We start from the raw sequence: 14,976 nt of genomic DNA, 5'->3' as shown, positions 1-14,976 counted from the left end.
AAAAAGCGAAGGCCTGTTGGCCAAGGTCGGTGATCACCGCGCCCTTCACATGAACGTCAGCGTCCCGGCGCATAGGTATAAGCGGGGTTTGCGGGGGCGCAACTTAATAAAGTTAGTGAGGATCGGCGGCTTCAGCCGTGCAGCCAACCAAGTTTTGCCGGCAGGTCGACCGGCATTCCGTTCCAGCTGATCGTGAGCCCCGAGCCCTCGGCAAAGCCTCCGACACGCACGGCCGGTACCGGCAGATGCGCCTGTCCGTCGGCGGCAAAAAGCAGCTGATAATCATCGCCTCCGGTGGCCGCTGAAAGCGCTGCGTCCTGATCCGCCGCGAACGCCTCGACGAAATCCTGGGACAGCGGCACCTTGGCCAGATCGACATCGACGCCCAGCCCCGACGCGCTTGCCATCCGCGCGGCATCGATCAGCAGCCCGTCGGAGACGTCCATCATCGCGTGGGCGATCTGCGCCAGCGCGCGGCCGTCGGCGATGCGGGCCTGCGGGCGGCGATAGGCGCTGATCAGCGAGCGGGGTTCGGTCTTGCCGCTTTGCAGCAGTTGCAGCCCGGCCCAGCCATCGCCGATGGTGCCGGTGACGAACAGTCCGTCGCTTGCCAGCGCGCCGGAGCGCGAGGGCGGCACCGGCACCGAGGGCAGCCCGATCGCGGTCAGCGAGAGCACGCGCGGCGCGCCTGCCGCCGCGCTGATCGTGTCGCCGCCGATCAGCAGCATGTCGTAATGGTCAAGCGCTTCGCCCAGCCCCTGAACAAACGCGCTGTCCCACGCGGCATCACCGCTGAGCGTGTGCCCGGTGAGGCAGGCCAGCGGGGTGGCGCCCTTGGCGGCAAGATCGGAGACGTTCACCGCCACCAGCTTCCACGCGAGATCGGCAGGCGGGTCAGCGGGAAGAAAATGCACGCCTTCTGCGAGCATGTCCTTGGTCAGGACGAGGGACTGCTTGCCGATGGTCAGCACCGCTGCATCGTCGGCCAGCCCCCGCGCTGCCGGATCGGTCGCGATGCTGCGGAGAAGGTCGATATAGGCGGGCTCGGTGGTCAAGATCGACCTACCTTGCCTCTATCGTCACCCCCGCGCAGGCGGGGGTCCCGCTTCTTCTTCAGGTTCCCGCTGAAGCGGGATTCCCGCATTCGCGGGAATGACAGGGAGTGGCCGTTAAGCCCGCACATCTTTGGCGATCGCGTCGAGCAGCCCGTTGGCAAAGCGCGTGTCCTTGGCATCGAAGAACGCGTGCGCGACATCGAGATATTCGTTGATCACGCTGCCCACCGGCACGTCGCGCCGCGCAAGCAGCTCATAGGCGCCCGCGCGCAGGATCTGGTGCAGCGTGCGGTCGAGCCGGGTCAGCGACCAGCCGCTGGCGAGCTTGGCCTCGATCAGCCCGTCGATCTCGACCAGCCGCGCGGTGGTGCCCTGCACGATGTCGTCGAAGAAATCGACATCCGCATCGGCATACTGATCGTCTTCGATTTCCGCGCCCAGCCGGTGCATGTGGAATTCGTGCAGCAGCTGCGCGATGGGCGTTTCCTCCATCGTGTGCTGGTACAGCGCCTGGACCGCGGCAAGCCGCGCGGCGGAACGGGATTGGGATTTCGGGTTCATCTGGGTTCCATCATGTCAGGCGGCGCCGGACGCTGTCGGCATGCGCGGGCAGGCCCTCCATCTCGGCGAGCGCCACCGCCGCAGGGCCGATCGCCTGCAGGCCTTCGCGACCCAGCTCGATAAAGCTGGTGCGCTTCATGAAATCGAGCACCGACAGCCCGGAAGAAAAACGTGCGCGCCGCCCAGTGGGCAGCACATGGTTGGGCCCGGCGACATAATCGCCCACCGCTTCCGGGGTAAGCCGGCCGAGGAACACCGATCCAGCGTGCTTCACCTTGGCGAACAGCGCCTGCGGATCGTCCACCGCGAGCTCGAGATGCTCGGCGGCGAGGCGGTTGACCAAGGACATCGCGTCCTCGAGGCTGTCGACCACGATGATCGCGCCATTGTCTTCCCAGGCCCGGGTCGCGACCTTCTCAGTCGAGAGCGAGGCCAATTGCACGCCGACCACATCCGCGACGATATCGGCAAAGCCCGCGTCGTCGGTGAACAGGATCGACTGGCTGGTCGGGTCATGCTCGGACTGGCTGAGCAGATCGGCTGCGATCCATTCGGGGTCGTTCCTCGCATCGGCGACCACGACGATCTCGGACGGGCCTGCGACCATGTCGATGCCGACCACGCCATAAAGCTGGCGCTTGGCCTCTGCCACCCAGGCGTTTCCGGGGCCGGTTATGACGTCGACCGCACGGATCGTATCGGTGCCATAGGCCAGCGCCGCAACTGCCTGCGCGCCGCCGATCCGCCAGATCTCGTCGACACCAGCGAGATGCGCTGCTGCCAGCACCAGCGGATTGATCACGCCCTTGGGGGTCGGGGTCACCACCACCAGCCGCTCGACCCCTGCCACCTTGGCGGGGATCGCGTTCATCAGCAGTGAGGACGGATAGGCCGCACGGCCACCGGGGACGTACAGTCCGGCCGCATCGACCGCGGTCCAGCGCGCGCCCAGGCGAACGCCTGCGGCATCGGTATAGTCGCGGTCTTCGGGAAGCTGTGCCTCGTGATAGGCGCGGATGCGGGTAGCGGCGAGATCGAGCGCGGTGCGCAGCTCGTCGCTCAGCTCTTCATAGGCCGCAGCGCACGCATCCTTGCCGATGCTCCAGCCGCCGCCTGGCAGACTGTGGCCATCGAAGCGCGAGGTGTATTCGATCAGCGCCGCATCGCCGCGCGCCTTGACGTCGGCGATGATCGCAGTGACGTCGCGGCTGACCTCGATGTCGCTCTCGCGGCGACCACGGACGAGCTTGTCGAATGCGCGCGCGAAACCTGCGTCGCGGGTGGAAAGCCGCAGCGTCATGCCGCCTGCCTCTGTTCGGCGGCAAGATCGCGGAACGCGGACATCAGCGGGCCAAGCCGCGCGTGATCCTTCTTGAGCGCGGCGCGGTTGACGATCAGCCGCGCGGAAACCTGGGTGATCACCTCGGTTTCGACCAGGCCGTTGTCCTTCAAGGTGCGGCCCGATTCCACCAGATCGACGATCTGCCGCGCCAGACCCAGCGAGGGGGCGAGTTCCATCGCGCCGTTCAGCTTGACGCACTCGGCCTGCACGCCCTGCCGCTCGAAATGGCGGCGGGTGATGTTGGGGTATTTGGTCGCGACGCGGATGTGCGACGGGCGCGGCTGGCGCTCGCCGGCCTCGTCGACGGGCTCTGCCACCGACAGGCGGCAATGGCCGAAATTGAGGTCCACCGGGGCGTACAGGTCCGAATAATCGAACTCGTCGATCACGTCCGAGCCGACGATGCCGATCTGCGCTGCCCCATGCGCCACGAAGGTCGCGACATCGAACGCGCGCACGCGGATGATGTCCATATCGGCGCGGTTGGTGCCGAACCGCAGCGAGCGGTTCTTGGGATCGTGGAACTCCGCCGCAGGCTCTATTCCCACCCGCGCGAGCACGGGCAGCGCATCGTCGAGGATTCGCCCCTTGGGGATTGCAAAGATCAGCGTGTCGGCCATGGTGGCGGCATGTAGGGGCAAGCAGGCCAAAGGGCAATATGGAGCGGCGCGACGAAATCGAACGGCAAATCGGCGAACAGGCCGATCATGCGGCGCATAACGACGCGCCCGCGACGGCGGCGGTCTGCCGCGCACTGATCGCTCTGGCGCGGGGCGGCACTGCCTGCGGTGCGCGGATTGCGAACTGGCCAGGCGATGTGCTCGCCGATGCGATGCCGCTGCGGCTGGCGGGCGGGCTGCACCATCTGTTCCGCAAGGGGGAGGCCCCCGAACTGGGGGCGGTCTACGCCCGGGAGGTCCACGCGCAGGACTCGGTGGACGCCATCGTCGCCGATGTCGTCGCTCGGCACGATGCCGAACTGCTCCCGTGGTTCGATGGCCCGCCGCAGACCAACGAGGCGGGGCGCTCGTCGAGCTTCGTCGCCGCGCTGCACTGGCTGGCGAGCCGAACGACAGGGGTGTTCGAACTCAACGAAATCGGGTCGAGCGCGGGGATGAACCTGCTGATCGACCGTTATGGCTATGATCTGGGCGGGGTGGTCTCTGGTCCTGCGGGCGCGCCGTGCACGATCCGCCCCGACTGGCAGGGCCCGCCGCCACCCGATACCCGCTTCCGCATCGCCAGCGTGCGCGGCTGCGATCTCCAGCCGATCGACGTGCGCGACGATGCCGCCGCCGACCGGCTGATCGCCTATATCTGGCCCGAGGCGAACGCGCGGTTCGAGCGGATGGAGGCAGGCATTGCGATGATCCGGCACCGCGCGGTCGATCTGGTGCAGGCAGACGCCGCCGACTGGATTGCGGCGCGGTTGGCGGAACCGCAGGAGGCCGGGGTGACGCGGGTGCTGATGCACTCGATCGTGTGGCAGTATATTCCGGCGGATCGTCAGGCGATCATCGAACGCGCCATGGCCGAAGCCGGCGCCGTGGCGACGGCGGAGCGCCCGCTGGCGTGGATCGCGCTGGAGACAAACCGCGCGACATTCCGGCATGAATTGAAGGTGCGGCATTGGCCGGGCGGCGGCGAGCCGCACCTGCTGGGAGAGGCGCAGGCGCATGGTGCGTGGGTGCGGTGGATGGGGTGATGGGAGCCTTGCCCTAGCGGGTCAGATCGCGTCCGCTTTTGTCGCCCGGAATGAGGGGGCTGAATGGCCGGAAATGGGTGGTGAGCTGCCGCTGGAACTATTCTTCGCGCTCGCAGGCGTCAGCGTCGAATACGAAGCATCGCTTACCGCTTACCAACGCAGGCGTATGCTCACGCCACCATCCCGCGGCCCTAGGGTCCACCTCTTCCAATATATCGACCGCCGCTTTCGCGTTCACGCTGAAGCCCGTCAGCTTTATGCCTTTGCCCAAACCAAGCGCCCAGAGTTGGAGAAAGGCATTGCTCGGGCCGCTCAAGACGCCGAACCCCCACAAACTGCGCTGCCGATCAACAGCCAATGGCAAGGATAAACCAATCCAAGCGTCACGGACCCAGTCTGGAGCTTCGCCAATCGGGCGACGAACAATCTTGATACGCATCGGGAAAGTCTCGCACCCTATGCGAACGACCGCAACGGGGTCGTTTGCTGAATGGCAACTTTCTGACAGAAATGCTCCAAAGCCGCCACCACCCGCGCAGCCTGAGCCTGTCGAAGGCCACGCGCCACCCTCAACTCAAAATCACATCATTCCCTTGAACTTGTTTCAGGGCTCATTTCTCCCCAAGCGGCTTCGGCTCTTTGGGGCGCGATGGGTCCTGAAACGAGTTCAGGATGACGGAAGTGGGATGGGGATTAGGGAGAGCCTTGCGGCGATTGACAACCCCTTCGCGGTATCGCGTCTGTGCGTGAGCCCCCTATTGTTTCGCGCGAAGGCGCGAAGAAGGGGGGCTGCGATGGGCAGCCGAGGCTCTACACGACCCCTGGGCTCCGGCTTTCGCCGGAGAGCGATTGTAGTGGGGGCTGAGGATGGCGCGGGGCCCTCGACGGGCTCAGGGGTGGTGTGGGCTCAACGCGCTGCCAGAAATCCCTCTATCGCCGCGATCAGCGCGTCGGGCTGTTCCCACGGCACGAAGTGCCCGCCGGGAGCCTTCACCAGCGTGAGATCTGGCACCAGCGTTTCGATACCGTCGAGCAAGGAGGGTCGCAGCGCATAGTCGTCCATCGCCCAATAGAGCAAAGTCGGCTGGGTGACCGGCGGGAAGGGGCGGTCGAGGTATGCGGGGCGATCAATCTCGCCTTGCAGCGGCGGGACGATCAGCGGGCTGGCGCGGTACCAGTTGACCATCGCGGTGAACGCACCCGGCGTCTGCCATTGCGCGAGGTAGATCGAGCGTTCTTGCGGAGTGATCCGGCTGACGGCACTGGGCTCGGCGAAGCGCGAGTCGAAGTAGGCGTCCCAGCCCATCTGCTCGACGATCTCCTCGAAATCCGGTCGGCGCATCTCGGTGATGTATTGTGCAGAGGCGCGCTGGTCGGGGTCGTCGAACAGCGCCTTCTGATAGGTGAACGGGTGTGCGGCGTTGGCCATGATCAGCCGGGTAACGCGGTCGGGATGATTGAGCGCCGCCATCCACGCGATCGCGCCGCCCCAGTCGTGGCCGACCAGGGTGAACGTGTCGACGCCCAGATGATCTGCCAGCGCCAGCAGGTCGGCGACCATGTACTTGGGCTGATAGGCCTCGACTCCTTCAGGCTTCGACGATCCGGCAAAGCCGCGCTGGTCGGGGGCGATCAACCGGTAGCGGTCGGCAAAATGCGCCATCACGTAGCGCCAGGTGCGGTGCGATTCGGGAAAGCCGTGCAGCAGGATCAGCGGCGGTGCGTCTGCAGGGCCGGTGATCGCGACGTCGAGTTCGACCCCGGTGGGCAACGCGATGCGGGTGAGGGGGAGGTCCATCATGCGCGCGCTTTCACGTCCGCCCCCGCGTCAATGGAACCTCCGGAATCGGGATGAACTCGAGTTCGTCGCCGGGCACCTTGGGGAAGGCCCCAGCATTCCAGCGCTCGGCAGCCTCTTGGATGCGCGCGTTCGACGATCCGACGAAGTTCCACCAGATGTGCCGCTCCGACCCGAATGCCGCTCCGCCCAGCAGCATCGCGCGGCCGCCGCCGATGCTGTCCAGCTTCGGCTTTGCGCCGGGCGCGATCAGGTAGAGCAGATACGGCTCGAGCGGCAGCCCGTCGAGCGCCGCATCGCCTTCGACCAGCATCACCGCCCGCTCGTCCGCCTCGCTGTCGATCGGGATCGATCCGCCCGGCCGGAGCACGATATCGGCATAGATTGTCGGGCTGTGGCAGGTCGTGGGCGCGGTCTTGCCCCAGAGCGAGCCCATGATCACCTTGGCCGATGCGCCGCCGCCGTCGATCGTCGGCAGGTCCGCGCAGCCGATGTTCTCGAACGCGGGGTCTGCGTCTTCCTGGCCGTCGGGCAGCGCCAGCCAGGTCTGCATGCCGAACAGCTTCGCGCCGCCGGCCATCTCGTCTGCCGGGCTGCGCTCGGAATGGACGATGCCGCGCCCGGCGGTCATCAGATTGACCTCGCCAGGGTGGATGGTCTGGAAGGTGCCCAGAGAATCGCGATGATCGATCGCGCCGGTGAACAGATAGGTGACCGTCGCCAGCCCGATATGCGGATGCGGGCGTACGCCGAGGTCGCGGCCGATATCGAGCTGTGCCGGGCCGAACTCGTCGACGAAGATGAACGGGCCGACCATCGCGCGCGACTTTTGCGGCAGCACGCGGCGCACGCTGAACCCGCCCAGATCGTGCGTCACGGGCAGCAGGGTGAGCGAAATGGGGTTGGTCATGCGCGGTCTCCGAACATGCGCCTGAGGCGGCGATGTCGATGGTGGAAGAATATGCGGATCAGGCCGGCCGTCAACCGGGGCAGGAAGCGCGGTTCGAACGTCAGCAGATCGGTAACCCTGCACCCCGTGCCGTGCGCGACGATGCGCCGCTCGTGCCGCCAGTGCGCCATTCCGGTCATCGGCGAGCATTCGACGAACCCCGATCCGGGATCGAGCGATTCCAGCGTGAGCGCGCTGGTCCCGGCTGGGATCAGGCCGCCAAGCAACAGCCGGCTGTGGAACAGCGGCCTGCCGGGCGTCATCGGAACATCGGTCAGCCGTTCGATCCCGGACGGCGCGGTCATCGCAAGCAGCGGCATCATCTCGCGCCGCAATCCCGCGAGCGATGTCGCCGACAGCCAGACGCTTTCGCGATCTGCGGCAAGGGTGGAACTGAACGTGGCGGTTGTCCGGCCCAGCGTTATTCCCCCGGCGCGCGCGCCTTGATCGCCATTGCGTGCACCTTCTGCCCCGGCAGGTCGCCGAGCGCTGCGTTGACCATTCGCTGGCGCTCCAGCCGCGATTTGCCGGCAAAGGCAGCGCTTTCGATCACCACCGTGAAGTGCGATTCGCCGCTGCCGTCATCGCCCATATGGCCGCTGTGCTTGGCGCTGTCGTTGATCACGTCCAGCTGGATCGGCGACAGGGCCGCGGTCAGCCGGTTTTCGATTTCGCTGGCCATCGGCCCCTTGGTTTTCATGTCCATGCCACCCTATATAAGCCGCTCTTCGCTGCAATGCGAGGCGCGTAATGGCAAGGGATGGTCGGGGTTTTGGCGGAACGGGACGGATCGGAAAAGGAAGGCAGCGCGCGGCGTCGTGCGCGGTTCCATGGCCGGATCGAAGGCACCGGACACCGCTGCGACTGGGCCGAGTGCCCCGAAGATGGCGAATTCCGCGCGCCGCCGGATGAAAACCGCGCGCATGGATCGCGCTTCGACGGCCCGGGCCGCTACCGCTGGTTCTGCCTCGAGCACATCCGCGAATTCAACGAGCGCTACAACTTCTTCTCCGGGATGAGCGCCGAGGAGATCTACGAGGCGCAACGGCCGACCTCAGGCTGGGATCGCGAAACGCGCGCCTTTGCCGCAGGCGCGGGGCAGGCGCCGCGCTGGGGCGACTTTTCCGATCCGCTCGACGCCATCGGTGCGCGCTTCCGCCAGAACATCAAGGATCGGGCGGCGGCCCAGGCCAATGATCGCGCTGCAGCCCAGCGCGGCCTGAGCGTCGCAGACCGCAGCGCGCTCAAGACATTGGGGCTGAGCGCGGACGCCAACCGGACGACGATTCGGCAGGCCTATTCGAAGCTGGTGCGCGCCTACCACCCGGACCGTAACGGCGGCGACCGCACCCACGAGAAAGCCTTGCAGGAGGTCATCGCCGCCTATACGCACTTGCGCAAACTTGCTGCATTCACCTGATCGTGCGATCGGGCATTGCAGCTCCCTTAAGCGACCGATTAACAGCGGACACCCACATGACAGACATTTCCAATACCCAGCCTGACAGCCGTGACGGCACCCTGCTCGATGCGCCCGACCGGATGGTGAAGGCGCGCGACGTGTTCGGCGTCGACATCGACATGGAAGTGCCCGCGTTCAGCGAGGCCGACGAGCGCGTCCCCGATCTCGATCCCAGCTATGTGTTCGACCCGGAAACCACGCTGGCGGTGCTTGCTGGCTTTGCCCACAACCGCCGGGTGATGGTGCAGGGCTATCACGGCACGGGCAAGTCGACGCATATCGAACAGATCGCCGCGCGCCTCAACTGGCCGTGCATCCGCATCAATCTGGATGCACATATCAGCCGTATCGATCTGGTGGGCCGCGATGCCATCGTGCTGCGCGACGGCAAGCAGGTCACCGAATTCCGCGAAGGCCTGCTGCCATGGGCACTGCAGACCCCGACCGCACTGGTGTTCGACGAATATGACGCGGGCCGCCCCGACGTGATGTTCGTGATCCAGCGCGTGCTCGAAACCGAGGGCAAGCTGACCCTTCTCGACCAGAACCGCGTGATCCGCCCCAACCCCTATTTCCGCCTGTTCGCTACTGCGAACACCGTGGGCCTGGGCGACACCAGCGGGCTGTATCATGGCACCCAGCAGATCAATCAGGGCCAGATGGACCGCTGGAACATCGTGTGCACGCTCAACTATCTGCCCGCCGAGACCGAAGCCAAGGTCGTTCTCGCCAAGGTGGGCGAGACCGACCCCAAGGTGGTCAAGAACATGGTCAAGGTCGCCGACCTGACCCGCCAGGGCTTCATCAACGGCGATATTTCGACCGTGATGAGCCCGCGTACCGTGATCAGCTGGGCACAGAATGCCGCGATCTTCCACAACATCGGTTTCGCCTTCCGGCTGTCGTTCCTCAACAAGTGCGACGAAGCCGAGCGGATGCTGGTCGCGGAATATTACCAGCGCGTGTTCGGCGAGGACCTGCCCGAGAGCATCATCGGCAAGGGGTAATTTGCGCGGTTGCTGAGGGCTGACAGCCGAGGATTGCGTGTTGATGGCGATCGAAAGCGCAATCCGGAGAGCGCACCCCCACGCAACCCTCTCCCTTCGAAGGGGGAGGGCTTTGATCAACCGCAACCCTCTCGCGCTTGCTGTCATATTGATATAATACACCGCTGTGTTCAAGAAATTGCGATTCGGATCGGGGCGTTTTGGGGGCGGCGGGGTTTCCGCCGTTGATGCCCCGTGGCCGCCGCCGGGGTTGGGCGAGGCGCGCAATCCGTGGCTCGATCCTGCGGACGTAAGATCGGTGGCGCCAGAGCCCATCAAGCCGCCGCGCAACCGCTGGTGGTGGGCCAAGCGCATCCTCGCGGCAGTCTTTGTCCTGTTCCTGATCTTGCTCGCCTGGCTGGCGATCACCGCGCCTTTGTCCAAATCGCTGCAGCCGATCGCGCCGCCGGAAATCACTTTGCTCGCCGCCGATGGTACGCCGATCGCGCGCAGCGGGGCGGTGGTCGAAGAGCCTGTCGTGGTCGAGCGCTTGCCGGAGCATGTCGTGCAGGCGTTTCTCGCGATCGAGGACCGGCGGTTCTACAGCCATTGGGGGATCGATCCGCGCGGTCTTGCGCGGGCGCTGTGGGCCAACGTCTCGGGATCGAGCGGTACCCAGGGCGGTAGCACGATCACTCAGCAACTCGCCAAGATCAGCTTCCTCACCCCAGAACGCAGCCTGACCCGCAAGCTGCGCGAGATGCTGATCGCGTTCTGGCTGGAAGCCTGGCTGACCAAGGATGAGATCCTGGGGCGATACCTCTCCAACGCCTATTTCGGCGACAACGTGTACGGGCTGCGCGCGGCCTCGCTGCACTATTTTGATCGCAAGCCCGAGCGGTTGAAACCCGAACAGGCGATCCTGCTCGCCGGGCTGGTTCAGGCGCCGTCGCGCTTTGCGCCGACGCGCAACTGGAAGGGGGCCAGCCGCCGCGCCGACATGGTGCGCACTGCGATGGTCAACGCAGGGTTCATGACGCGGGAACAGGCCGATGCGCTGCCCCAGCCGCGGCTGGATGTGCACGAACGGCCCAAGCTTGCCAACGGCACCTATTTTGCCGATTGGGCGATGCCGCAGGCGCGCGCGCTGACAGAGATGTCGCATGCCAGGCTCGAGCTCACCACGACGCTGGATTCGCGGCTGCAGCGTGCAGCCGAGCGGATCGTCGCGCGGGCGGGACTGGGCAAGGCGCAGGTGGCGCTGGTGGCAATGCGCCCCAATGGCGAGGTCGTCGCCATGGTCGGTGGCAAGAGCCATGCGCAGTCGCCCTTCAACCGTGCCACCCAGGCGCGCCGCCAGCCGGGATCGACCTTCAAGCTGTTCGTCTGGCTCGCCGCGCTGGAAGCGGGGATGGAGCCAAGCTCGGTCGTCGATGACAGCCCGATCACCACCGGCACCTATCGCCCGCGCAACGCTGGCGACCGCTATCGCGGCGTGATCAGCCTGGAAGAGGCGTTCGTGCACTCGAGCAATGTCGCAGCGGTCCGATTGTTCCAGCAAGTGGGCAGCGAAAAGGTGATCGAACAGGCGACCAAGCTGGGGCTCAAGGGGCCGTTCACCGAAGGCGATCCCAGCCTGGCGCTGGGCAGTGCTAGCGCCAGCCTGATCGAGCTGACCGCGGCCTTTGCCGGGGTTGCGGGCAACAGCTGGCCGGTCGAACCGCACGCCTTCAAGCGCGAGGAGCAGGGCTGGTTCGAATGGCTGGTCGATGGCCCGGACAGCTATTCGTCACGGGTGCACGAGCAGATGCAGGACATGCTGCGCGCCGCGGTCAATCGCGGCACCGGCCGTGCGGCCAGTCTCAACATCCCCAATTTCGGCAAGACCGGGACCAGCCAGGACAATCGCGATGCGCTGTTCGTCGGCTATGCCGGCGACCTTGTGGTGGGCGTGTGGATCGGAAACGACGACAACAGCCCGATGAGCGGGATCCGCGGCGGCGGTCTGCCCGCGCGGATCTGGCGCCAGTTCATGGGCGAGGCGGTGCGCGGCGCCGTTCCGCCGCGCCGTGCCGCACCGGTGGCGCCGCCCGAGGAGGTCGACCCCGACCCCGCGATCGATCCGATCATCGAAGGCGAGATCGAGGCGCAGGTCGGCGGCGCGAATGTGCGCGTCACCCCCGATGGCCTGACGATTTCGGGCGATGTCGGCGGCGCGCCGGTTGCGGTCACCGTTGATGGCAACGGCGCGCAGGTCGAGCGGCGCAGGCCCGAGCCTCCTGCTCCGCCCGGGCAATAGCTGCCCCGTATCGGCAGGCTGCTTGACATCGCAGGCCCGGGTGTTCAGCGATAGTGCATGACCAACCGCACGCCACTTGATGACCTGAAGAACGTTCTCGCCGGAACCGCGCGCGCCATCGCGCATCAACCCGAGGTCGAGGTGGCGTTCACCGCGGATCCGCCGTCGCAATCTGGCACAAAGCTGCGCGTGCCGATGCCGGGGCGCAAGCTGCCCGCAGATCAGGTCGCCGAGGCGCGCGGTTTTGCAGACCTCTACGCGCTGCGGCTGAAGCATCACAACCCCGCCCAGCACAACGCCAATGCGCCCAAGGAGGCGGTTGCCCGCGCTGCATTCGATGCGGTCGAGCAGGTGCGGATCGAGGCGCTGGGCAGCCGCGCGATGAGTGGGCTGGGGGCCAATCTGGATGCCGCGCTCGACATGCGCATGCGCTCGGACCCGATCGCGCGCGCGACCAAGGTCGACGAGGTGCCGCTATCGACCGCTCTGGGTCTGATCGTGCGCGAACGGCTGACCGGCAAGCCGATGCCCGCAGGGACCGTTGCCGGGGTCGATCTGGTGCGCGACTGGATCGAGAGCAAGGGCGGCGAGGATATCGACAATCTTGCGCTGTCGCTCGACGATCAGGCGGCGTTTGCTGCGCTTGCCACCCGGCTGCTCGAACATCTCGACCTCACCGAGGGCCAGATGGACGAGGAGGACAGCCAGGACGACGGCGACGATGACGATTCGTCCGAAGAGGGCGAACCCGAGGACCAGGACGGCGAGCAGGAAGGGTCCGATCAGGGCCAGACCGAGGCGCGCGGCGAGGAGCAGACCGGCGAGAACGAGGACGGCGACCAGTCCGAAACCGAAGGCGAGATGGAGCAGGGCGACGACGGCGACCCCGGCGAGATGGGCGATGATGGCATGATGCCGACGCGCCCCAACCGCCCCTGGACCGATCTTCCTTCCGATTTCGAATACAAGGCCTGGTCCACCCGCTTTGATGAGGTGGTCGAGGCCACCGACCTGTGCGACGAGGACGAACTGCTGCGGCTGCGCGCTTATCTCGACCAGCAGCTCGCGCATCTGCAGGGCGCGGTGACCAAGCTCGCCAACCGTCTGCAGCGCCGGTTGATGGCGCAGCAGAGCCGCAGCTGGGATTTCGACCAGGAAGAAGGAATGCTCGATGCCGCGCGGCTGGCACGGATCGTGGTCGCGCCGGGGCATTCGCTATCGTACAAGATCGAGCGGGAAACCGATTTCCGCGATACCGTAGTCACGCTGCTGATCGACAATTCCGGATCGATGCGCGGTCGCCCGATCAGCATCGCGGCGATCAGCGCGGACATCATGGCGCGCACGCTGGAACGCTGCGGGGTCAAGACCGAGATTCTGGGCTTCACCACTAAGGCATGGAAGGGTGGCCAGTGCCGCGAGGACTGGCTGGCGCAGGGCCGCCCGCAGCTTCCCGGACGCCTCAACGACCTTCGCCACATCGTCTACAAGAAGGCCGACGAGCCCTGGCGGCGAGCGCGCAAGAATCTGGGCCTGATGATGCGCGAAGGGCTGCTCAAGGAGAATATCGACGGCGAGGCGCTGCTGTGGGCGCACAACCGTCTGCTCGCCCGCCACGAGGAACGCCGCATCCTGATGGTAATTTCGGATGGCGCGCCGGTCGATGATTCGACGCTGTCGGTGAACCACGGCGCCTATCTCGAACAGCATCTGCGCAAGGTCATCGACTGGATCGAGAAGATGTCGCCGGTGCAGTTGATCGCCATCGGCATCGGCCACGACGTCACCCGCTATTACAAGCGCGCGGTGACGATCATGGATGCCGAACAACTGGGCGGCACGATGGTCGAGCAGCTGGCGGGGCTGTTCGACGACGAGTGATGCGGGCTGGCACGGCGCTAGGCCAGACTTGCCAAAGGTCGGCGCCCAGCTTAACCAAGCGATTAAATCGCGAACCCTGATCCGGAGATCTGCCTTGAACGTATCCGAAGCCGTTGCAACCCGTCGGTCCGTGCGCCAGTTCCGGCCCGATGCGGTTCCGCTCGACATGCTGCAGGATATCCTGACCAAGGCGCAGCGCGCGCCCTCGGGGGGCAATACCCAGCCATGGCATGCCATCGTGCTGACCGGCGAGCCGCTTGCCGATCTGACCGCCAAGATCAAGGCGAAGGCCGCGAGCGAGCCGATGGGTGCGGGGATGGAGTACGACATCTACCCCAAGGGCCTCGAGGGTCGCTACGAGGAGCAGAGGCGGCTGGTCGGCAAGCGGATGTTCGACGCGCTGGGGCTCGCGCGCGAGGATGGCGCAGGTCGTATCGCGCAGATGGCCAAGAACTGGGACAGCTTCGGTGCCCCGGTGCAGATCTTCACTTATTGCCGCACCTATATGGGGCCGCCGCAATGGTCGGACATGGGCATGTGGCTGCAGACGGTGATGCTGCTGCTGCGCGAGGCGGGGCTCGACAGTTGCCCGCAGGAAATCTGGGCGATGTACGGCAGCTACATGCGCGAGCTGCTGGGCATCGGCGACGAGTTCATCTTCTTCACCGGCATGGCGGTGGGCTATCGCGACCCCGATGCACCGATCAACAATTTTGCGGTTCCGCGCGTCGACCTGTCCGAGGCCATAGACTTTCGCGGTTTCTAAAGCGGGTCGGAGGCAGCGACATCCAAGGTTCATCGGGCGCTGTATAATCTGCCATCATTCCGATGCGGCAACTGGTCACGCCGCATCGGGGGGATTATAGCATCCCCAAACGAATCCAGACCGGGTCGCGCCGAAATCAGGATTTGCCGCCGCATCCTCAGGGATCGAGGCA

At 65.9% G+C, this 14,976-nt stretch carries 15 protein-coding genes; 6 read left to right on the top strand and 9 right to left on the bottom strand.

The window, feature by feature from the left end; genetic code table 11:
* Positions 1–131: 131 nt before the first annotated feature.
* From thiL to hisG, 4 genes are all read right to left on the bottom strand, one after another.
* Positions 132–1,055 carry a thiamine-phosphate kinase gene (gene thiL, locus IP68_RS08830; RefSeq protein WP_054134613.1) on the bottom strand — a complete coding sequence of 308 codons (924 nt, stop codon included), beginning with the start codon at positions 1,053–1,055 and terminating at the stop codon, positions 132–134.
* Between the two features lie 114 nt (positions 1,056–1,169).
* Positions 1,170–1,616, bottom strand: a complete 447-nt coding sequence (gene nusB, locus IP68_RS08825) for a transcription antitermination factor NusB (protein WP_054134612.1) — start codon at positions 1,614–1,616, stop codon at positions 1,170–1,172.
* A 10-nt stretch (positions 1,617–1,626) separates the two neighbouring features.
* On the bottom strand, positions 1,627–2,916 hold the full coding sequence (gene hisD / locus IP68_RS08820; RefSeq protein WP_054134611.1) for a histidinol dehydrogenase: 1,290 nt from the start codon (positions 2,914–2,916) through the stop codon (positions 1,627–1,629).
* A complete protein-coding gene (gene hisG / locus IP68_RS08815) occupies positions 2,913–3,578 on the bottom strand; it encodes an ATP phosphoribosyltransferase (protein ID WP_054134610.1) in 666 nt (221 codons plus the stop codon). The genes hisD and hisG overlap by 4 nt, the downstream gene beginning before the upstream one ends.
* Before the next feature lie 38 nt (positions 3,579–3,616).
* Here hisG and IP68_RS08810 point away from each other — a divergent pair, with 38 nt between their 5' ends.
* The gene (locus IP68_RS08810; protein WP_054134609.1) at positions 3,617–4,663 is read left to right on the top strand and encodes a DUF2332 domain-containing protein; all 1,047 of its coding nucleotides are present in this window, start codon (positions 3,617–3,619) and stop codon (positions 4,661–4,663) included.
* Positions 4,664–4,760: 97 nt separating this feature from the next.
* Here the strand turns inward: IP68_RS08810 and IP68_RS08805 are convergent, their stop codons facing one another.
* The 5 genes from IP68_RS08805 to IP68_RS08785 form a co-directional block, all read right to left on the bottom strand.
* Positions 4,761–5,102, bottom strand: a complete 342-nt coding sequence (locus IP68_RS08805) for a hypothetical protein (protein WP_054134608.1) — start codon at positions 5,100–5,102, stop codon at positions 4,761–4,763.
* A gap of 468 nt (positions 5,103–5,570) precedes the next feature.
* Entirely contained in the window at positions 5,571–6,464 is an 894-nt protein-coding gene (locus tag IP68_RS08800) for an alpha/beta fold hydrolase (RefSeq protein WP_054134607.1), read from the bottom strand.
* A gap of 10 nt (positions 6,465–6,474) precedes the next feature.
* Complete coding sequence (locus tag IP68_RS08795) at positions 6,475–7,371, bottom strand: pirin family protein (protein WP_054134606.1); 897 nt, start codon at positions 7,369–7,371, stop codon at positions 6,475–6,477.
* On the bottom strand, positions 7,368–7,733 hold the full coding sequence (locus IP68_RS08790) for a hypothetical protein (RefSeq protein ID WP_054134605.1): 366 nt from the start codon (positions 7,731–7,733) through the stop codon (positions 7,368–7,370). Before IP68_RS08790 ends, IP68_RS08795 begins: the two co-directional genes overlap by 4 nt.
* Positions 7,734–7,831: 98 nt before the next feature.
* Positions 7,832–8,116, bottom strand: coding sequence for a BolA family transcriptional regulator (locus IP68_RS08785; RefSeq protein ID WP_054134604.1), 285 nt, complete (start codon positions 8,114–8,116; stop codon positions 7,832–7,834).
* 66 nt (positions 8,117–8,182) lie between these two features.
* Between IP68_RS08785 and IP68_RS08780 the strand changes: the two genes are divergently transcribed.
* From IP68_RS08780 to IP68_RS08760, 5 genes are all read left to right on the top strand, one after another.
* A complete protein-coding gene (locus IP68_RS08780; protein ID WP_231683843.1) occupies positions 8,183–8,830 on the top strand; it encodes a J domain-containing protein in 648 nt (215 codons plus the stop codon).
* Positions 8,831–8,886: 56 nt separating this feature from the next.
* Positions 8,887–9,879 (top strand): cobaltochelatase subunit CobS, encoded by a 993-nt coding sequence (gene cobS / locus IP68_RS08775; RefSeq protein ID WP_054134602.1) that lies wholly within the window; start codon positions 8,887–8,889, stop codon positions 9,877–9,879.
* Between the two features lie 298 nt (positions 9,880–10,177).
* Positions 10,178–12,157 (top strand): transglycosylase domain-containing protein, encoded by a 1,980-nt coding sequence (locus tag IP68_RS08770; protein WP_231683842.1) that lies wholly within the window; start codon positions 10,178–10,180, stop codon positions 12,155–12,157.
* A 57-nt stretch (positions 12,158–12,214) separates the two neighbouring features.
* Positions 12,215–14,038: a cobaltochelatase subunit CobT gene (gene cobT, locus IP68_RS08765; RefSeq protein WP_054134601.1), complete on the top strand. Its 1,824-nt coding sequence runs from the start codon at positions 12,215–12,217 to the stop codon at positions 14,036–14,038.
* Between the two features lie 94 nt (positions 14,039–14,132).
* A complete protein-coding gene (locus IP68_RS08760; protein ID WP_054134600.1) occupies positions 14,133–14,804 on the top strand; it encodes a nitroreductase in 672 nt (223 codons plus the stop codon).
* Positions 14,805–14,976: the final 172 nt, after the last annotated feature.

The organism is Blastomonas sp. AAP25, assembly GCF_001295965.1.
GTDB classification, from domain to species: Bacteria; Pseudomonadota; Alphaproteobacteria; order Sphingomonadales; family Sphingomonadaceae; genus Blastomonas; species Blastomonas fulva.
This window is presented reverse-complemented; position numbering and strand designations above follow the sequence as displayed.